The following is a 16,453-nucleotide window of genomic DNA, read 5'->3' as shown; positions in this document are numbered from 1 at the left end:
GTTTGCGCGGACCTCACTCCTTGCATTCCTCGCCAGTCCCACGAATGGCTACGTGGCGGGCCAGGAGCCGAAGACGAGACCGCGCTTACGGCGCTTTCGTCAACGCGTCAATCGCGTGTTGTTCGCTGTTGCTCCAGAACGCCGCCCACGTCGGAAATCCTTGCGGAAGACGCGGCTGATACCGATCGCCTTCATACTTGCCGGGCCAGTTCTGCAAGCGTGGCGCACCGGGGCGAGCGAGCCAGTCCGTCGAATACCAATGCTGTTCGTCGCGACGCTCGAAGCACCACTGCCCGTCGCGCCGCACATAGTGATCGAAGTAGCAGATCGCCATCACCACCCACGCTCCGTTGTCCTCGTGCTCCGCGCGACAATAGACGCTTCCCGTCGCATGGTCGGCATCGATGAAATCGACGACGTGGCCGCAGATCTGGTGAATGCTGCGATAAAAGCCGCGCAGAATATGCTCGGACCCGTAGAACGTCTTCAATGCCGCGCGCCCTACGCCCCATCGGCCGCAATCGACGTCTTCGGCGAACAGTTGCACCAGGCTGTCCAGATCGCGCGAATCGACCGCGAGCGCGTATCGGACGGGCAACTGCTGGATGGCGAGCTGCGCCTCGATGCGCTCGATACGCGCGAGCAGCGCTGAATCCGTCGTCATGCCTTCCCCTTCGTAGCGTTGGCCATTGCGGCCGGGCGCGCGCGGATTTCGTCGGCATAGTAAGGCTGGTGTGAAAGAAGTCCGCCATCGACGTTGAACACCTGGCCCGTGACGAACGCCGCCTCATCCGAAGCGAGATACACCACCGCGTGTGCAATGTCTTCGGGCTGCCCGAGGCGAGGCGTGAGATGGTGGCTCAGCATCATCTCTCCGGTCTCCCCCGAGTAGTACGCCTGGGTCACCGGCGTGACGATCAGGCCGGGAGCGATCGCGTTGCAGCGTATCCCCTCCTTGCCGTGCTGCGCGGCGACGTAGCGCGTCAGCGCCTCAATACCGGCCTTGCAGACGCCGTACGCGCTGTACCCCAGCGCGCCCGCCTGAGCGGCACCGGAAGAGGTATTGATAATCGAACCGCCGCCTCGTGCGCGCATCAGCGGCAGCGCGCACCGCGAGGCCAGCATGGTGCCGCGAAGATTGATGCGCATCGTGTCGTCCCAGACCCCGACGTCGAGTGCCTCGACTGCCGCATCGACCGTACTGGAAAGCGATGTGGCCGCGGCGTTGTTATGCAGGATATCGAGCCCGCCCCAAGTCTTGAGCGTCAGCTCGAACAATGCATCGATCGAACTTTCGTCGCCGATATCGACCTGCGCCGGGACCGCGTGCGCCCCCGCTTCGTTAATACGACGAACCTGTTCCTGCGCGCCTTCGAAATTCAGGTCCGCCACGACGAGCAAGGCGCCCTCCTGCGCGAGCCTGGCGGCACAGGCAGCGCCGATACCGGATGCGGCCCCGGTCACGATGGCAATCTTTTGCTTCACGCGTTGCATGATCTGCTCCCTGTCTCAGGCCGTTATCGGTGTCCGGCCGCCTGCCGCAACGCGGTCGAGATGAAAGTCGATATCGCCGAACATCTTCTCCATCATTGTCATCTTGCGGAAGTAGTGCCCTACCGGATATTCCTCGGTGAGCCCCATGCCACCGTGCAACTGGATGCCCTGCGCGCAAACGAAGCGATTGGCGCGTGCGGCAACTGCTTTGGCCGCCGAGATGACGCGGCTGCGTTCGGCCACCGGGCCGTTCAGGTGCGCGATCCCGCAGTACAGCATCGAACGCGCCTCCTGCGTGGCGACGAACATCTCAGCCATGCGATGCTGCAACGCCTGGAACTTGCCGATCGGCTGGCCGAACTGCGAGCGTCCCTTGATGTACTCCGAGGTGATCGCCATCACGGCTTCCATCATGCCAAGGCTCTCGGCCACGCTCGCGAGACTAGCGAGTTCCGTTGCCTGCGTGAGCACCTGCAGCGAGCGTTCAGGTCCGACGATCAATGCATCGTCACTGAGTTCGACGTTGTGCAGGTCGATATCCGCGGCACGCGATCCATCGAGCAAGCGGTACGACCGGCACGTTACGCCCGCGGCCCGGCGATCGACAAGAAAAACGCCCACGCCTTGCGCCGCGCCTTCGACTCGCGCGGTCACGAGCAGTTGGTCCGCCGACGCGCCGGCGATCACCAGCGTCTTCGCGCCGCTGATCAGGTAACCCGAGGCGCTCTTGAGCGCGTGCGTTTGCGCGTGGCATCCCAGCTTGTACCGGCTGCCCGCTTCGCTGTCCGCGAGCGACAGCAGCAGCGTGCCGTCGATGACGGCGGGCAGCAGCGTCTCACGCCGGCGCCGCGCATCGCCTCGTTCGATGATCGTGGCGCAAAGCAGCGCCGTCTGCACGACCGGCTCGAGCGCCATACCGCGGCCGAGCGCCTCCATCACGATCGCCGTTTCAACGAACGAGCACCCGAGACCGCCGACGTCTTCCGGCATCGTCAGCCCGAGCCAGCCAAGTTCGGCATAGGCGCGCCAATGTTCGCGGCTGAAACCCTCTTGCCCCGATGCGATGCGCGTGCGCGCCTCGAATCCATACTCCTGCTGAACGTAGCGCTCTGCGCCGTCCTTCAGCATCGATTGTTCTTCGGAGAAGTTGAAGTCCATGGCTACAGTCCAAAAGCCAGCTTGGCAATGATGTTCTTCTGCACTTCGCGCGCGCCGCCATAGATCGTGGAGGCGCGAGCGATCAGATAGCCCGACGTGCGGCCGCCCATGTAATCCGGCCAGTTTTCGTCGACCGCCAGATCACCCTGCGGCTCGCCGTGGTCGTCGAAACGCATCGCGCGGGGACCGAGTGCGTCCATTTGCAGCTGCGTCACGCGCTGTTGCATCTCCGACCCGCTGATCTTCAGCGCAGAGACGACCGCATCGAGATTGCGCTCGCTCTTCTCTTCCGCAAGGATGCGAAGCACCGACCATTCGAGCGCCATCAGGTCCGCTTCGACCTCCGCGACCTTGCGCGCGAACCTGGGTGTATCGATGAGCCGCACGCCGTCCTCCCGCTCCTGCTCCGCGATATCTTTCGCGCGCTGCAGCTCGCGTTTGTTGAAGTACAGGAACGCGCTCGCCGTGCGCTCCTTCTCCAGGAGGTACTTCGCATAGGTCCATCCCATGCCGGCCTCGCCCACGAGATGCGACTTCGGCACACGCACGTTTTCGAGGAACACTTCATTCAGGCCCTTGCCGCCCTCGATCGAAACGATCGGACGCACCGTGATGCCCGGTGTGTCCATGTTGACCAGCAGGAAGGAAATGCCTCGTTGCGGCTTGACGCTCGTATCGGTCTTGACGAGGAAGAAGCCCCAGTCGGCAATCGTTGCGTCGCTGGTCCAGATCTTCTGGCCGTTGATCACGTACTCGTCACCGTCGAGCACGGCCGTGGTCTTCAGTCCAGCCAGATCCGAGCCCGCGTTCGGCTCCGAAAAGCCCTGGCACCAGAACTCGTCGCCACGCAGAATAGGCCCGAGAAAACGCTCCCTCTGCCAGTCCGAGCCGAACGCGATGATGACGGGCGCCACCATCTGCGTCGACTGCCACCCATAGTCCATGGCATCGGCGTTGTACAGCTCTTCCATGAAGATATGCTTGCGAAGCGCGCTCCAGCCGGTGCCGCCATGTTCGACGGGCCAATGGGGCGCACCCCAGCCGCGCTCGTACAGAATGCGCTGCCATCTGCGGATGTCATCGCGCGCAGGCGGATGCACGCCGACACGCCAGCGGCGTGAAATGTCGGCCGGCGCATGCTCACTGAAAAACGTTCTGACTTCCCGACGAAATGATTCGTCTTCCTCGCTATAGCCCAAATGCATGCCTGACTCCTGAATCTCTTGCGCCCTCGTTGTCTGCTCTGTCGCGCCACTGCGCCGCGCTTGTGCGGGTGCTCCGCCTAGCGGCCTCTGAAAGCCGGGGCGCGTTTTTCTCTCGCGGCGAGCCGGCCCTCCGCGGCGTCCTCGGAGTTCACCGCGAGCGCCACCGCGTTCAGTTCCTGCGCAAGAAACTCTTCCATGCCACCGGGGTTCAACCTGAACAACTGCTTGGTCAGCCCGAGCGAGAAAGTCGGGCCAGCCGCCAGCTCGCCAGCCAGCTTTTCGGCGGCCGCGTCAAGCTCGCCGTCCTCGACGAGATGGCTGGCAAGACCCATATCGAGCGCTTCCTTGCCGCTCAGCCGGCGATTCAGATACATGATTTCCTTGGCGCGAAACTCGCCGCAATGACGCGCAAGCAGATACACCATGCCGCCTTCAGGTAAGGTTGCGCGCATCAGGAAGGCGGGAATGAACTGCGCCGTATCGGAAACGATGAGCTGGTCCGCGCACAGCGCAAAGCTCCAGGCAATTCCCACGGCAACCCCGCGTACCGCCGCGACCACTGGCTTGTTCAGGTTGTACAACCGAAGCGCGATCTTCTGATACACCGCCATCGATGCGCGCGCGTGCGCCACGCTCATCTGCGGTGGCGCGGCGCCGCTGCCCTTGATGTCGGCACCGGCGCAAAATGCGCGGCCTGCGCCAGTGAGAATCACCGCGCGAATCTCCGGATCCTTGTCGATGCGATCGAGGTGGCCGAGAATCGAATCAAGCATTTCCGGCGTCAGCGCGTTGAGCTTCTCGGGGCGGTTCAGACACAGCGTCGCAACCGCGCCGTTCAAAGTGAGTTCAACATCCATGATGTTCGGCTCTTCGTCTGAGTTTGGTTCGTCCGTTCGACGGTCTGGTCAACTGCCGCGAGCGTGCAGGCGGATCATCCCGTCGCCGAACGGCTCGTCGCGGCGCCTGAGCGCTTCCTTCAGGCCAACCGCTTCCATGTCCGCCTTGAACTGCGCGCGGCGCGGCCCCAGGCTCTGGTGAGCCCGTGAGTCGTTTTCCACCGCGAGCCGCTGAAGCGTGCGCGAACCGGCCAGCTCCAGCCCGATGTTGACAATGCGCTTGTTGGCCGCAAGCAGATCGGCATCGACAAACGACAGACGGCGTGCCAACTCGCCCACCTCCGCTTCGAGCTGCTCTGCCGGCACCGCATCCATCACGAGCCCGATCTTCGCGGCATCGCGGCCCGTCAGCGAGTCGCCAGACAGCAGCAGGCGCTTCGCCCACTGCGGGCCGACGTGATAGAACCACATGTGCGCAGGTGGCGAGCCGTTCGCGCGCGTGGCGGGAAAGCCGATCCTTGCGTTGTCGGCGGCGATCACCATGTCGCACGCCAGCGCGAGATCCGTGCCGCCCGCAAGACAGTTGCCATGCACCTGCGCGATGATCGGCTTGTGGATATCGGCCATCAGATTGACCGTCTCCGATTGCCGCTCCATCGACCAGCAGTCGTCGTCGAAGCTGCGAATCGTTCCACGATAGTCACCCGGATCAGCGGCGTCCGCGGCCCGATCCGAATACGTCGTCACCAGATCGTAGCCTGCGCAGAAGTCGCGGCCAGCTCCCGACAGCACGATCACGTTCACCGATTTGAGGTCGTCGGCTTCGAGCAACGCGGCCTTGAGTTCCTGCAGAAGCGGATTGTTGATGGCGTTGCGCTTGTCCGGACGACTCAGCGTGATGCGCGCAACGCGTTGCGCCACTTCAAACTTCACGCACTCCGATGTTTTCAGCCATTTGGCCATGGTCGATTCCCTCCAATTGAGGCGATTGCCGTTCACCGGGCAAACTGCGCGCGCAGACTGACCTTGCTGATCTTGCCCGTCAGCAGCCTCGGCAATTCGTCGATGAATGCAATGGCTTTCGGACATTTGTAGCTCGCGATCAAGCCGCGACAGAACTCGATCAATTCGGCTTCGCCCGCTTGCTCGCCACGGCGCAAAACGACGATCGCCTTGACGCACTCTCCCCACTTCTCGTGCGGCGCGCCGATCACCGCCACGTCGATGACTGCCGGATGCTGGAGCAGCGCATCTTCGACTTCACGGCTGTAGATGTTCTCGCCGCCGGAAATGATCATGTCCTTCTTGCGGTCGACGAGGAAAATGTAGCCGTCCTCGTCCTGGTAGCCCATGTCGCCCGAGCGATACCAGCCATCGCGCAGTGCTTCCACCGTCGCCACGCTGTTGTTCCAGTAGCCGCTCAACTGCGTCTGCGAGCGCAGCCAGACCTCGCCGGTCTGACCTTGCGGCAGCTCGTTGCCGTGATCGTCGACGATGCGCAGTTCGATGCCGGGGCACGGGCGCCCTACCGATGCGAGACGCCGTAGCTGTTCCGGAGACCCTTTGGGCTTGACCTCGTGCGCAGGCAACCAGCAGGCGTTGCTCTCGGTCATGCCGTACTGGACCGAAAACACCGGGCCGAGCACCTGAATGCCGCGCGACAGCAGCGGTGCAGGCACCGGGGCTGCCGCCGTGACGATGTTTTCGATGCTGGACACGTCATAGCTCGACAGTTCGGGCACATCGAGGACCGCCTGAAGCATCGCGGCAACCATGAACGTGAAGGTGATGCGTTCTTCGGCGATCGTCTCGAGCATTTGCTTCGGCTCGAAGGCGCGATGCACGACCGTCGTGCCGCCCATCCAGGCCACCGAATTAACGAAGCCAATTCCACCGACGTGGAACGCCGGGGTCGTCTGTAGCACGCGGGTATTGCCCGAAAACTCCGTCACCAGCGCGCAGCTTTCCGCGGTGACGCACATGGCATGGTGCGTGCGCACGACGCCCTTGGGACGCCCCGTGGTGCCGCTCGTGTACATCAGGTACGCGTAGTCTTCCGGTTTCGAACGGATCGGCGGCCCTTCCACTGGGCCGGCTTTCATCACCGCCTCGAACGAAACGGCCCAATCCGGTGCGTCGCCAATGCAGATGTACTGCTCGATTTCGGGCAGCTGCGAACGCAGTCCGTTCACGACATCGGCATACTGAGCCTCGAATACGAGCGCCTTAGGGGCCGCGTCCTTAAGAATATAAAGAATCTCCGCGGGCGCCAGCCTGAAATTGACGGTTGCCAGAATGAAGCCGGCCCACTCGCATGCACGGTAGCTCTCGTAGTACTCCGCGCAATTCATCGCGAGGATCGCAACCCGGTCCTGACGCCGCAGGCCGCGCTCATATAGCGCTCCCGAAAAGCGGCGTGCGCGCTCCGCCAACTGACTGTGCGTCAGACGCCGGTCGGCGTACACGAGCGCCGTGTGGTCGGCATGCAAGCGAGCGTTTCGCTCGATCATCTCGCCAAGGGTTCTCATCTCAATCCTGTCGTTGTTTTGTCAGATCGACTGTTAGCCAGCGAGCGTCTGCGGATCGGCCAACACGGTTCCAATGAATGCGGCGAACCGCGCCGCGTCGGCTCCGTTGATCACTCGATGGTCGTAGCTGAGCGACAGGGGCAGCATCTTGCGCCAGCTGACGCCGCCGTCGTCCGCCGGCGCGGCTACCAGCCGGGTTTTAGTCACGCCGAGAATCGCCACCTCCGGCGCATTGACGATAGGCGTAAAACCGGTACCGCCAAAGCCGCCGAGCGAACTGATCGAAAAGCAACCGCCCGACATCTCTGCCATCGATAAACCCTTTTCGCGAGCCTTCTGCGAAATTGCTGCAAGTTCCACCGAGAGTTCTTCGACGCTCTTCCTGTCGCAATCGCGCAGCACCGGCACGAGCAATCCGAAGCGCGTGTCCACGGCGACCCCGATGTGGAAGTACTTCTTCAGAACGATGTTTTTGCCGTCACCGTCGAGCGACGCGTTGAATTGCGGGAACTCCTGCAAAGCCCGCACCACGGCTTTGATAAGGAAGACGAGCGGTGTCAGCTTAACCGCCGTGCCCGCCTCGTTACGGGCCTTGCGATAAGTTTCGAGCGACGTAATATCAGCGTCGTCGTGGTGGGTCACATGCGGGATCGTCAGCCAGTTGCGCGACAGGAAGGCTCCTGTGAGCTTCTGGATGCGCGACACCGGCTTGACTTCCACCTCGCCGAATTCGGCGAAATCGACCTGCGGCCAAGGCGGCAGATTCGCGCCGAAAGCGGGGACTGCAGCCTCGCCGGGGCCGGTATTCACATTGGACTGCGGTCGCGTAGCAACGGATTCGACACTCATCGCGGATGCCTCTTCGAACGACTGTTGGACAGCGTGACGGCCTACGGCCAATCAGACGATTTCCGCCAGCACCGTGCCGACGGGATACACTTCGCCAACCTGGGCAACGATGCGCAGCGTGCCCGACGCGGGCGACTCGACCTCCTGAATCGATTTGTCGCTTTCGAGCGCGTAGAGAATCTGCCCCTCGCTCACGGTTGCGCCGTCGTCCGCCAGCCATTCGGCTAGCGTGCCTTCGTTCATGGAAAAGCCCAGTTTGGGAAGCAGCACTTGTGTGGTCATGACCTTGCTCTATTGATGATGGAATTCCGGGTGTTCGTGCTGGTCATTTCAGCGTCGCGCGAACCGCCGATTCGATTTCGGCCACGCCCGGTACGAACGCGTCTTCGAGCGGCTTCGAGAACGGCACGGGGCAGAATTGCGCGCCTACGCGCTGCACGGGCGCCTTGAGCTCGCGAAAGAGGGCTTCGTAGATACGGGATGCGATTTCCGCACCCACGCCGAACGGTTTGACGGCTTCGTGCACGACAACGGCGCGCCCGGTTTTTGCAACCGAAGTCAGGATAGTTTCGGTATCCAACGGAGAGACGGTGCGCAAATCGATCACTTCGCAGGCGACACCATCTTTGGCCAGCACTTCGGCAGCAGCCATGGCTTCCTGCACGCGGCGGCTGTAGCTGATCACCGTCACGTCGGTACCCGCGCAAATCACGTTGGCTTTGCCAAGCGGAATCGCCACGCCGCGCTCCGGCGCACTGCCCGGATTCCAGTAGGTCGGCATGTTCTCGATGAATAGGCAAGGGTCGTCATCACGGATGCAGGACAGCATCAAGCCATACGCATCGGCAGGATTCGACGGTGTGACGACCTTGATGCCGGCAACGTGCGCAAACCAGGCCTCGAGGTAGTCGGCGTGCTGACCACCCGTGCCGAAGCCCGCACCCGTCATGGTGCGGATGACGATCGGCACATGGGTCTGTCCGCCCGACATGAACCGCAGCTTCGCGGCGTGATTCACGATCATGTCCATCGCGACGGTCGTGAAGTTCATCAGCATGATTTCCGCCACAGGACGCATCCCGACCATCGAAGCGCCGATTGCCGCACCGATGATGGCCTGCTCCGAAATCGGCGTCGAACGCACCCGCGACGTGCCGTATTTCGACGACAGTCCCTTCGTTACGCCGACAATGCCGCCCTCCTGGCCGTCGGCAACGTCTTCGCCCAGCACGATTACGTTGGCGTCGGCGGCCATCGCGTCGTCGAGCGCGAAGTTGACCGCCTGGATGGTGTTGATGTTGGTTGGCTGCTGGCTCATGCAAGCACCTCGTCCTTGAAGATGTCGCGCCGAAGCTCCGCGACATCGGGATATTCGCTCGACAGCGTGAATTCGACCGCAGCGTCGATCTGCGCCTCGTGGTCGGCTTCCATCGCAACCAGTTGCTCCTCGGTCGCATGCTTCGCATCGATGAGCCACTGACGGAACAGCGGCACCGGATCCTTCGCGAGCCAGGCGGCCTTTTCGTGCTTGTCCATATAGGCGTCCGGGTCGCCGAACACGTGCCCCTGAAAGCGGAACGTGTTCGCTTCGATCAGCGTCGGGCCGCCGCCGTTGCGCGCGCGTTCGACCGCTTCGTGCGCCGCCTTGTGCATCTGAATCGGATCGTTGCCGTTCACCGTGATGCCCGGCATCTGGTACGCGACGGCGCGCTGGGCGATGTTCGGCACGGACGTGCCATACGCGTATTTGGTGTGCTCGGCATAGCCGTTGTTCTGGCAGACGAAAATCACCGGCAACTTCCACACGGACGCCATGTTCAGCGACTCGTGGAAGGCGCCAATGTTTGATGCGCCGTCACCGAAGTAGGCCACGGCCACGCGCGATTCACCACGAATCTGCGCGGCGAGCGCAAGCCCATTTGCGATCGGCATCGAACTGCCGACAATGCCGGTCGTCACCATGACGCCCGACGCGGGATGCGTGACGTGCATCGGGCCGCCCTTGCCTTTGCAGGTGCCCGTCACTCGCCCTCCGAGCTCGGCCCAGAGTTCCTTGAGCGGCACACCTTTGGCGATCATGTCGTGGACGCCGCGGTAGATCGTGCAGATGTAGTCGTCGTCGGTGAGACACACCGACATCGCCGACGGAATCACTTCCTGGCCGCGCGGCGAGTAGTACGGCATCACCAGCTTGCCGGCCTTGATAACGGCACGAAAGCGCTCATCGTTCTGCTTGATGAGAGCCATGCGCCTGTAGATGTCGACCAGGACTTCGCTGCTGGGCGGCTGATAGGCATTCATTCGTCACTCTCCTGTGTCACCAGATCTTTTGCGCGCCGCTCGCATGCAGCGCCGCGATGTAACCGAACACGAACGATGCGCCGATGCTGCTGCCGGCGCCCGGATAACACCGGCCAACCACGGATGCCGTGCAGTTGCCGGTGGCGTACAGTCCAGGGATTTGCGAACCATCGTCCTTCAGCACGCGCCCGTATTCGTCGGTCACGAGACCGCCTGCCGTGCCCACATCGCCTGGATACATGCGCACGGCGTAGAACGGCCCCTCCTCGATCGGCCCGAGATTGGGGTTCGGTTTGATGGTCGGGTCTCCATGACAGCGATCGAATGCGCGCGAGCCGCGACCGTAGTCTTCGTCGACGCCCGTTTCGCAGAAGCCGTTGAAGCGCTTGACGGTCTCGAGCAGCCCAGCACGGTCGATACTGCATTTCGCGGCCAGTTCTTCGAGCGTGTCAGCCTTGATCATGTATCCGCTGTCGAGCCACTTCTGCGGAATCTGGCCCGGCATCGCCGTGCCCCACGGGTAGTACTTACGCTGCCGGCTGTCCATCACGACCCATGCGGGAACGGCCTTACCCGTCTGCTTGTGGCGCTGGTACATGCGTTGACCGATTTCCATGTACGCTCCCGCTTCGTCGCAAAAGCGCTCGCCGTCCTGGTCGACCATGATCGAAAACGGCAGCGACAGGTCGAGGTGATGCATGAACGGCAACGACGAACCATCCGGCGCCCGTGCACCTTCGGGCAATTCCTCGTTGGGACCGAGCGACGTCACGACCCACCACGCTTCCTCCATGCAGTCCACTGCGCCGCCGAGCGCAATCGCGGCTTGCAGGATTTCACCGGTATCGCCCGGATTCGCATTGGTCCAGTCCGCGGACGACGGCTGCGGCTGGTACCTGCGGCGCATTTCCGCGTTGTGTGAAAAGCCGCCGGTATTCAGCAGGACGCCTTCGCGAGCGCGCACGCGCAACTCGCGGCCGCTGCGTACCGCGACGATGCCGGTCACGCGTCCGTCCTCGACGATGAACTCGCGCACCGGCGTGTCCGTCCAGATCGGCACGTTCGCGCGCAGCGCCATCTGCAGCATGCGCCCCTGAATCGCCGCGCCGTTGGCCACGAGCTCCTTGCCGGTGATCTTCTGATAGAGCATCCGGCCACCCAGTTGCATCGCCTTGCGCTTGCCGCCCCACGTCCGCTTCATCAGAAACAGTTGCGGATACTCGTCCGAGTTGGCCGGCATCGACGGGCCCTTGTAGCGCGACAGACGCGGCGCCCATTCGCCCAGTTCCTTCACGTCGAACAACCTGGCCAGCAGCGACCGGCCACGCGGCTCGCCGCCGGGCAGCGTGTCGTAGTAATCGGACCAGCCGTCCGCGTACACGAACTGCATCCCCTGCTGCTCGAGAAACTCGGCCATCTTCGGGCCGGTGCGCAAGTAAGCCTCGCGTCGCGCGTCAGAAGTCCCCGGCCCTTGATAAGTAACCGCCGCATCGAAGTACTGGCGCGCGCGCTCATAGGAATCGCTGACGCCGTGACGCTTCATCACATGATTGTTCGGAAGCCACCAGACCCCGCCCGAATATCCGGTCGAGCCGCCGACCTTCGCCTGCTTCTCGATGATCAGTGCTTCTTTGCCGACCGACTTGCAGGCAAGCGCCGCACACATCGAACCCCCGCCGCTGCCGACCACCACGAAGTCGTAGGTTGCGTCCCAGTTCGTCGACATCACTCATCCCGCGCGATGAATTCGCGCAGCGCGCGATGGAAGTTCGAAACCGACGATTCCTGCAGCGGATTGGTGCGCAAACCCTTGAAGCCGCGCGACTTCATGCCCTGCTGAACGTTGGTCATGTTCTGGAAGTCCTGCCACAGGATCAGGCCGAAGTTTTCCTGCGCGTTCTCCTTCCAGTCGTCCACGCCGTAATAGAACTCGCGCTTCAACGGCGGCTCCGCCCCAGGCGCGAAGCGCTGCAGCGACCAGATGTCGTAGATGCACGAATCCGGGTTGTCGCCATCCGGCCGCGCGCGATAGAACAACGCGCCGTCCGGGTACGGCAGGAACACCAGATTCGGAAAGACGTGCCAGTCCGCTCCCGCGCGACCCAGTTGCTCGAAAGAGACCTCTGGCCAGCCCGCACCCTCGGCGATGGCCGCCTCGCGCTGAAATTCCATCGCCTTCCCAAGGACTTCGAACTGGTTACCCGACGGCGACATTTCGGTCATCAGGCGCTTCGCGGCTTCGTAATCGCGCGCGGTATTGATCGCCTTCAGAGTCTCTTCCATTACCCGGAAAAAGTTCACGAGCCCCTGGCGGACGTCTTCCGGCATCGGCTTGCCGGTCCGCGGTGAGGGCGCGCCGATCATCCGCGTCGCCGTCGAATAACCAAACATCCCATGGCGGCCATAGGAGAAACTGCGCGTCACGTCATCGCCGGCGACGTCGAGCAGTTGCGGATGGGTTGCCGCTACGTGATAACCCTCGTTGAACGCTTCGAGTGCAACCTTCCAGTTGCACGGCAGACGAATCGACTTGTACCAGCGGTAGCGCATCTTTTCGAACTCGAAGCAGTTCGTGATCTCCGGCACCGGGTGGAGAAATTTCGCGAGCGGCTCTGCAGCCGGATCCATATTGATGAACACGAACCCGCCCCACGTATCGACCAGCACGTCCGTGAGACGAAGGTCCCCGTCAGCCATGTCCGGGCAACCTTCCCAATCTTGCCTGTCGAGCACACGCGCAAGACTGCCATCCAGATTCCACTGCCAGCCGTGATAGGCGCAGTGAAATTTCGCGGCCTTGCCACAGCCATTAGTCAGGCGCCGGCCACGGTGCTGGCAGACGTTGAAGAAGGCCTTGATCTGATCTCCCGCGGTTCGCACCACGATGATCGATTCGCCGGCCACGTCGAAGGTCACGAAGTCGCCCACGTTGGGAATCTCTTCCGGACGGCAGGCGACCTGCCAGATTCGCGGCCAGAGGCGCTCTTTCTCGCGCTCGAGAAACTGCTTCGACAGGTAACTGTCCTTCGGGACAAAATCGAGGCGGACAGTGTGCTCACACGAATCGGGACTGGTGTTACCCATTGTTATCTCCTTCGTCATATGGCCGGCGTAGGCACCGGTTCCCGCTTTTTATGTGGCGGCCGCGCGGTCGACGGCCTTATTGCAACTAGCTGTTCAATTATCTTGAACAGCGTTCTGGTCGGTGTCAATCCGGGCGAACGTCAATCGAGCGCCGCGGTCAGTGCCGGGACAGCGTCGAAAAGGTCGGCGCTCAGACCGTAGTCGGCCACCTGAAAGATCGGCGCCTCGCTGTCCTTGTTGATCGCGACGATGACTTTCGAGTCCTTCATACCGGCGAGGTGCTGAATCGCGCCTGAGATACCCACCGCGATATACAACTGAGGCGCGACGATCTTGCCGGTCTGGCCGACCTGATAGTCGTTCGGCACGAAGCCGGCGTCGACCGCGGCGCGCGACGCGCCGACCGCGGCGCCAAGCTTGTCCGCAAGCGCGTCGAGCAGTTTGAAGTTGTCGCCGTTCTGCATGCCTCGGCCTCCCGACACCACGATGTTGGCTGCCGCAAGCTCCGGCCGGCTCGATTTCGTCAGTTCCTGGCCGACGAAACGGGCCTTGTCGAAAGACGCTGCGGATGCGACGGCGCGCGACGGCGCGGCGGCCGAACCGGTAGCGGCCGCATCGAAGGCGGTCGGACGAATCGTGACGACCTTGATTGCGTCGGACGATTGGACCGTGGCGAGTGCATTGCCGGCGTAGATCGGACGCACGAACACATCGGGGGCCTTGAAAGCGATCACGTCGGAAATCTGCGCGCTGTCGAGCAGCGCGGCTACCCGCGGCATGAAGTTCTTGCCCACGGCCGTGGAGGCCGCGATCACGTGCGTATAACCGCTAGCCAGCGAAACGACGAGTGCGGCCAGATTTTCCGGCAGCCCATGCGCGTATTCGGGTGCATCCGCGACGAGCAGTTCGGCGACGCCGGCAACGTTCGCGGCCTGCTCTACCACCGCCGACGCGCCGTGGCCTGCGACCAGTACATGAATGTCGCCGCCCGCAGCGCCCGCCGCCGTGACGGCGTTGAGCGTGGCGCGCTTGAGGCTTGCGTTGTCGTGTTCGGCGATAACGAGAATAGTCATGATCAGATCACCTTCGCTTCATTACGAAGCTTTTCAATCAGCGCCGCAACATCGGGAACCATCACGCCGCCCTTACGCGCCGGCGGCTCGGTCACTTCGAGAACCTTCAGACGAGGTGCAACGTCGACCCCCAGCGCGTCGGGGCTCAGCGTCTCCAGCGACTTCTTCTTCGCTTTCATGATGTTGGGCAGCGTCACGTAGCGCGGACTGTTCAGACGCAAGTCCGTCGTGACCACCGCCGGCAGATCGAGCGCGACACGTTCGAGTCCGCCATCGATCTCACGCGTGACGAGTAGTTGTTGACCGTCCACTTCCGTCTTGAACGCGAACGTGGCTTGCGGCCAGCCGAGCAACGCGGCGAGCTTCTGGCCGGTTTGTCCCGCGTCGTTGTCGATGGCCTGCTTGCCGAGCAGCACCAGTTGCGGAGTTTCCCGCGCGGCCACGGCTGCCAGCAGCTTAGCGACCGCGAGCGGCTGCAGATCCGCATCGCTTTCCACCAGCACCGCGCGATCAGCCCCCATCGCGAGCGCCGTACGCAGCACCTCCTGCGATTGCGCGGTTCCCGCGGACACCACGACGACTTCACTCGCTACGCCCGCTTCCTTGAGGCGCACCGCCTCCTCCACCGCGATCTCATCGAACGGGTTCATGGCCATTTTCACGTTGGCCAGATCGACGCCCGAACCATCGGACTTCACCCGAGGTTTCACGTTGTAGTCGATCACGCGCTTCACCGCGACCAGTATTTTCAATTTGACGCTCCGAACGCTTTGTTGAACAATGTTCTATATTCTGAACTCATCTTTTTATAGCTGTCAACGAGAAGAATGAGGAGAACGTCGCTTGTCGCTCAATTCGACGCCCTCGTTCGACACCATGGAGACGACCAATGAAGCTCTATCGATGTGAACGGTTTGAAGGTATTGCGGGTCTGGCACTACGCGAGGAACCCGATCCGGCGCCGCCCGACGCTCATCAGGTCCTGGTACAGGTCAATGCGAGTTCGTTGAATTTCCGCGAGTTGCTGCTGATCAACGGTGCGTATCGCGACTGGATGGCGCCTAACTTCATTCCGGCCTCGGACGGCGCGGGCGTCGTGCTTGCCGTCGGCCCAGGCGTGCAGCGCTTCCGACCCGGCGACCGGGTGATGGCCAATTTCACGCAGAACTGGCACGGCGGCACCCGCCCGCAACACGCGGATACGCTGGGCCGCGGCGCTATCGTCGAAGGCATGCTGCGCGACAAGGCGGTGCTGAGCGAGGAAGAACTGGTTAGCGTTCCGGATCATCTTTCCGACGAGGAGGCCGCAACGCTGCCTTGCGCCGCGCTCACCGCATGGAACGCGCTGTGCCAGCATGCGCCGCTGCTGCCGGGCCAAACCGTGCTCGTACAGGGCTCTGGCGGGGTATCGCTGTTCGCTCTGCAGCTCGCCCGTCTGTTCGGCGCGCGCGTGATCGCGACTTCGTCGAGCGAAGCGAAGCTCAAACGGCTTGCCGAACTCGGCGCCGACGCCACGATCAACTACCGCGACACGCCGAATTGGGATGACGCCGTGCTGCGCCTGACCGATGGCTTTGGGGTCGATCTGGTCGTCGAGGTGGGCGGCGCCCAAACCTTCGGCAAGTCCATTGCCGCCACTCGCGACAGCGGGCGCATCAGCGTGGTCGGACTGCTGACCGGCGCCCCTTCTCCCGGCGAAGGATTCTTCACGCGCGGACTGTCGATCGCGCCGATCCGCGTCGGCTCCCGTCAGGATTTCGAAGCGATGAACCGCGCGATCGGACTGCACAAGCTCAAGCCCGTCATCGACTCGGTTTATGACTTTGCGCGCGTACCGGATGCGCTGCGGCACCTCGAAAGCCAGCAGCATTTCGGCAAGATCGTCATTCGCCACCGGTAACCAGCCTTCGCATGATCCACGGAGT

Annotated in this window: 16 protein-coding genes; 1 reads left to right on the top strand and 15 read right to left on the bottom strand. The window is 62.7% G+C overall.

The features are described 5' to 3' along the window. Positions 1–85 precede the first annotated feature (85 nt). From OKW39_RS37460 to OKW39_RS37390, 15 genes are all read right to left on the bottom strand, one after another. On the bottom strand, positions 86–664 hold the full coding sequence (locus tag OKW39_RS37460) for a nuclear transport factor 2 family protein (protein ID WP_090808832.1): 579 nt from the start codon (positions 662–664) through the stop codon (positions 86–88). Then, on the bottom strand, positions 661–1,494 hold the full coding sequence (locus tag OKW39_RS37455) for an SDR family oxidoreductase (RefSeq protein ID WP_429564931.1): 834 nt from the start codon (positions 1,492–1,494) through the stop codon (positions 661–663). Before OKW39_RS37455 ends, OKW39_RS37460 begins: the two co-directional genes overlap by 4 nt. A 15-nt stretch (positions 1,495–1,509) precedes the next feature. After that, positions 1,510–2,652, bottom strand: coding sequence for an acyl-CoA dehydrogenase family protein (locus OKW39_RS37450; RefSeq protein WP_429564930.1), 1,143 nt, complete (start codon positions 2,650–2,652; stop codon positions 1,510–1,512). Between the two features lie 2 nt (positions 2,653–2,654). Beyond that, on the bottom strand, positions 2,655–3,857 hold the full coding sequence (locus OKW39_RS37445) for an acyl-CoA dehydrogenase family protein (protein ID WP_429564929.1): 1,203 nt from the start codon (positions 3,855–3,857) through the stop codon (positions 2,655–2,657). A 77-nt stretch (positions 3,858–3,934) separates the two neighbouring features. Then, positions 3,935–4,714: an enoyl-CoA hydratase/isomerase family protein gene (locus OKW39_RS37440; RefSeq protein ID WP_429564928.1), complete on the bottom strand. Its 780-nt coding sequence runs from the start codon at positions 4,712–4,714 to the stop codon at positions 3,935–3,937. A gap of 48 nt (positions 4,715–4,762) precedes the next feature. Then, the gene (locus OKW39_RS37435; protein WP_429564927.1) at positions 4,763–5,656 is read right to left on the bottom strand and encodes a crotonase/enoyl-CoA hydratase family protein; all 894 of its coding nucleotides are present in this window, start codon (positions 5,654–5,656) and stop codon (positions 4,763–4,765) included. Positions 5,657–5,688: 32 nt separating this feature from the next. After that, on the bottom strand, positions 5,689–7,221 hold the full coding sequence (locus OKW39_RS37430) for a class I adenylate-forming enzyme family protein (protein ID WP_429564926.1): 1,533 nt from the start codon (positions 7,219–7,221) through the stop codon (positions 5,689–5,691). A 33-nt stretch (positions 7,222–7,254) separates the two neighbouring features. Further along, the gene (locus tag OKW39_RS37425; RefSeq protein WP_429564925.1) at positions 7,255–8,070 is read right to left on the bottom strand and encodes a 2-oxo acid dehydrogenase subunit E2; all 816 of its coding nucleotides are present in this window, start codon (positions 8,068–8,070) and stop codon (positions 7,255–7,257) included. Between the two features lie 51 nt (positions 8,071–8,121). Next, positions 8,122–8,352 carry a biotin/lipoyl-containing protein gene (locus OKW39_RS37420; protein ID WP_018425497.1) on the bottom strand — a complete coding sequence of 77 codons (231 nt, stop codon included), beginning with the start codon at positions 8,350–8,352 and terminating at the stop codon, positions 8,122–8,124. A 43-nt stretch (positions 8,353–8,395) separates the two neighbouring features. Next, a complete protein-coding gene (locus tag OKW39_RS37415) occupies positions 8,396–9,388 on the bottom strand; it encodes an alpha-ketoacid dehydrogenase subunit beta (protein ID WP_429364978.1) in 993 nt (330 codons plus the stop codon). Further along, positions 9,385–10,371, bottom strand: a complete 987-nt coding sequence (locus OKW39_RS37410) for a thiamine pyrophosphate-dependent dehydrogenase E1 component subunit alpha (RefSeq protein ID WP_090808816.1) — start codon at positions 10,369–10,371, stop codon at positions 9,385–9,387. Before OKW39_RS37410 ends, OKW39_RS37415 begins: the two co-directional genes overlap by 4 nt. A gap of 16 nt (positions 10,372–10,387) precedes the next feature. Beyond that, a complete protein-coding gene (locus OKW39_RS37405; protein WP_429564924.1) occupies positions 10,388–12,097 on the bottom strand; it encodes an FAD-binding protein in 1,710 nt (569 codons plus the stop codon). Continuing rightward, positions 12,097–13,455, bottom strand: a complete 1,359-nt coding sequence (locus tag OKW39_RS37400; protein ID WP_429564923.1) for an aromatic ring-hydroxylating oxygenase subunit alpha — start codon at positions 13,453–13,455, stop codon at positions 12,097–12,099. The genes OKW39_RS37405 and OKW39_RS37400 overlap by 1 nt, the downstream gene beginning before the upstream one ends. A 140-nt stretch (positions 13,456–13,595) precedes the next feature. Then, complete coding sequence (locus OKW39_RS37395) at positions 13,596–14,528, bottom strand: electron transfer flavoprotein subunit alpha/FixB family protein (protein WP_429564922.1); 933 nt, start codon at positions 14,526–14,528, stop codon at positions 13,596–13,598. 2 nt (positions 14,529–14,530) lie between these two features. Further along, a complete protein-coding gene (locus OKW39_RS37390; RefSeq protein WP_184032221.1) occupies positions 14,531–15,280 on the bottom strand; it encodes an electron transfer flavoprotein subunit beta/FixA family protein in 750 nt (249 codons plus the stop codon). A 137-nt stretch (positions 15,281–15,417) separates the two neighbouring features. Here OKW39_RS37390 and OKW39_RS37385 point away from each other — a divergent pair, with 137 nt between their 5' ends. Further along, positions 15,418–16,428 carry a zinc-dependent alcohol dehydrogenase family protein gene (locus tag OKW39_RS37385; RefSeq protein ID WP_429564921.1) on the top strand — a complete coding sequence of 337 codons (1,011 nt, stop codon included), beginning with the start codon at positions 15,418–15,420 and terminating at the stop codon, positions 16,426–16,428. The last annotated feature ends 25 nt before the right edge of the window (positions 16,429–16,453 follow it).

The organism is Paraburkholderia sp. MM6662-R1, assembly GCF_050436245.1.
Taxonomy (GTDB): domain Bacteria; phylum Pseudomonadota; class Gammaproteobacteria; order Burkholderiales; family Burkholderiaceae; genus Paraburkholderia; species Paraburkholderia tuberum.
The sequence above is the reverse complement of the archived record's forward strand: the minus strand, read 5'-3'. Positions and strand labels throughout refer to the sequence as shown.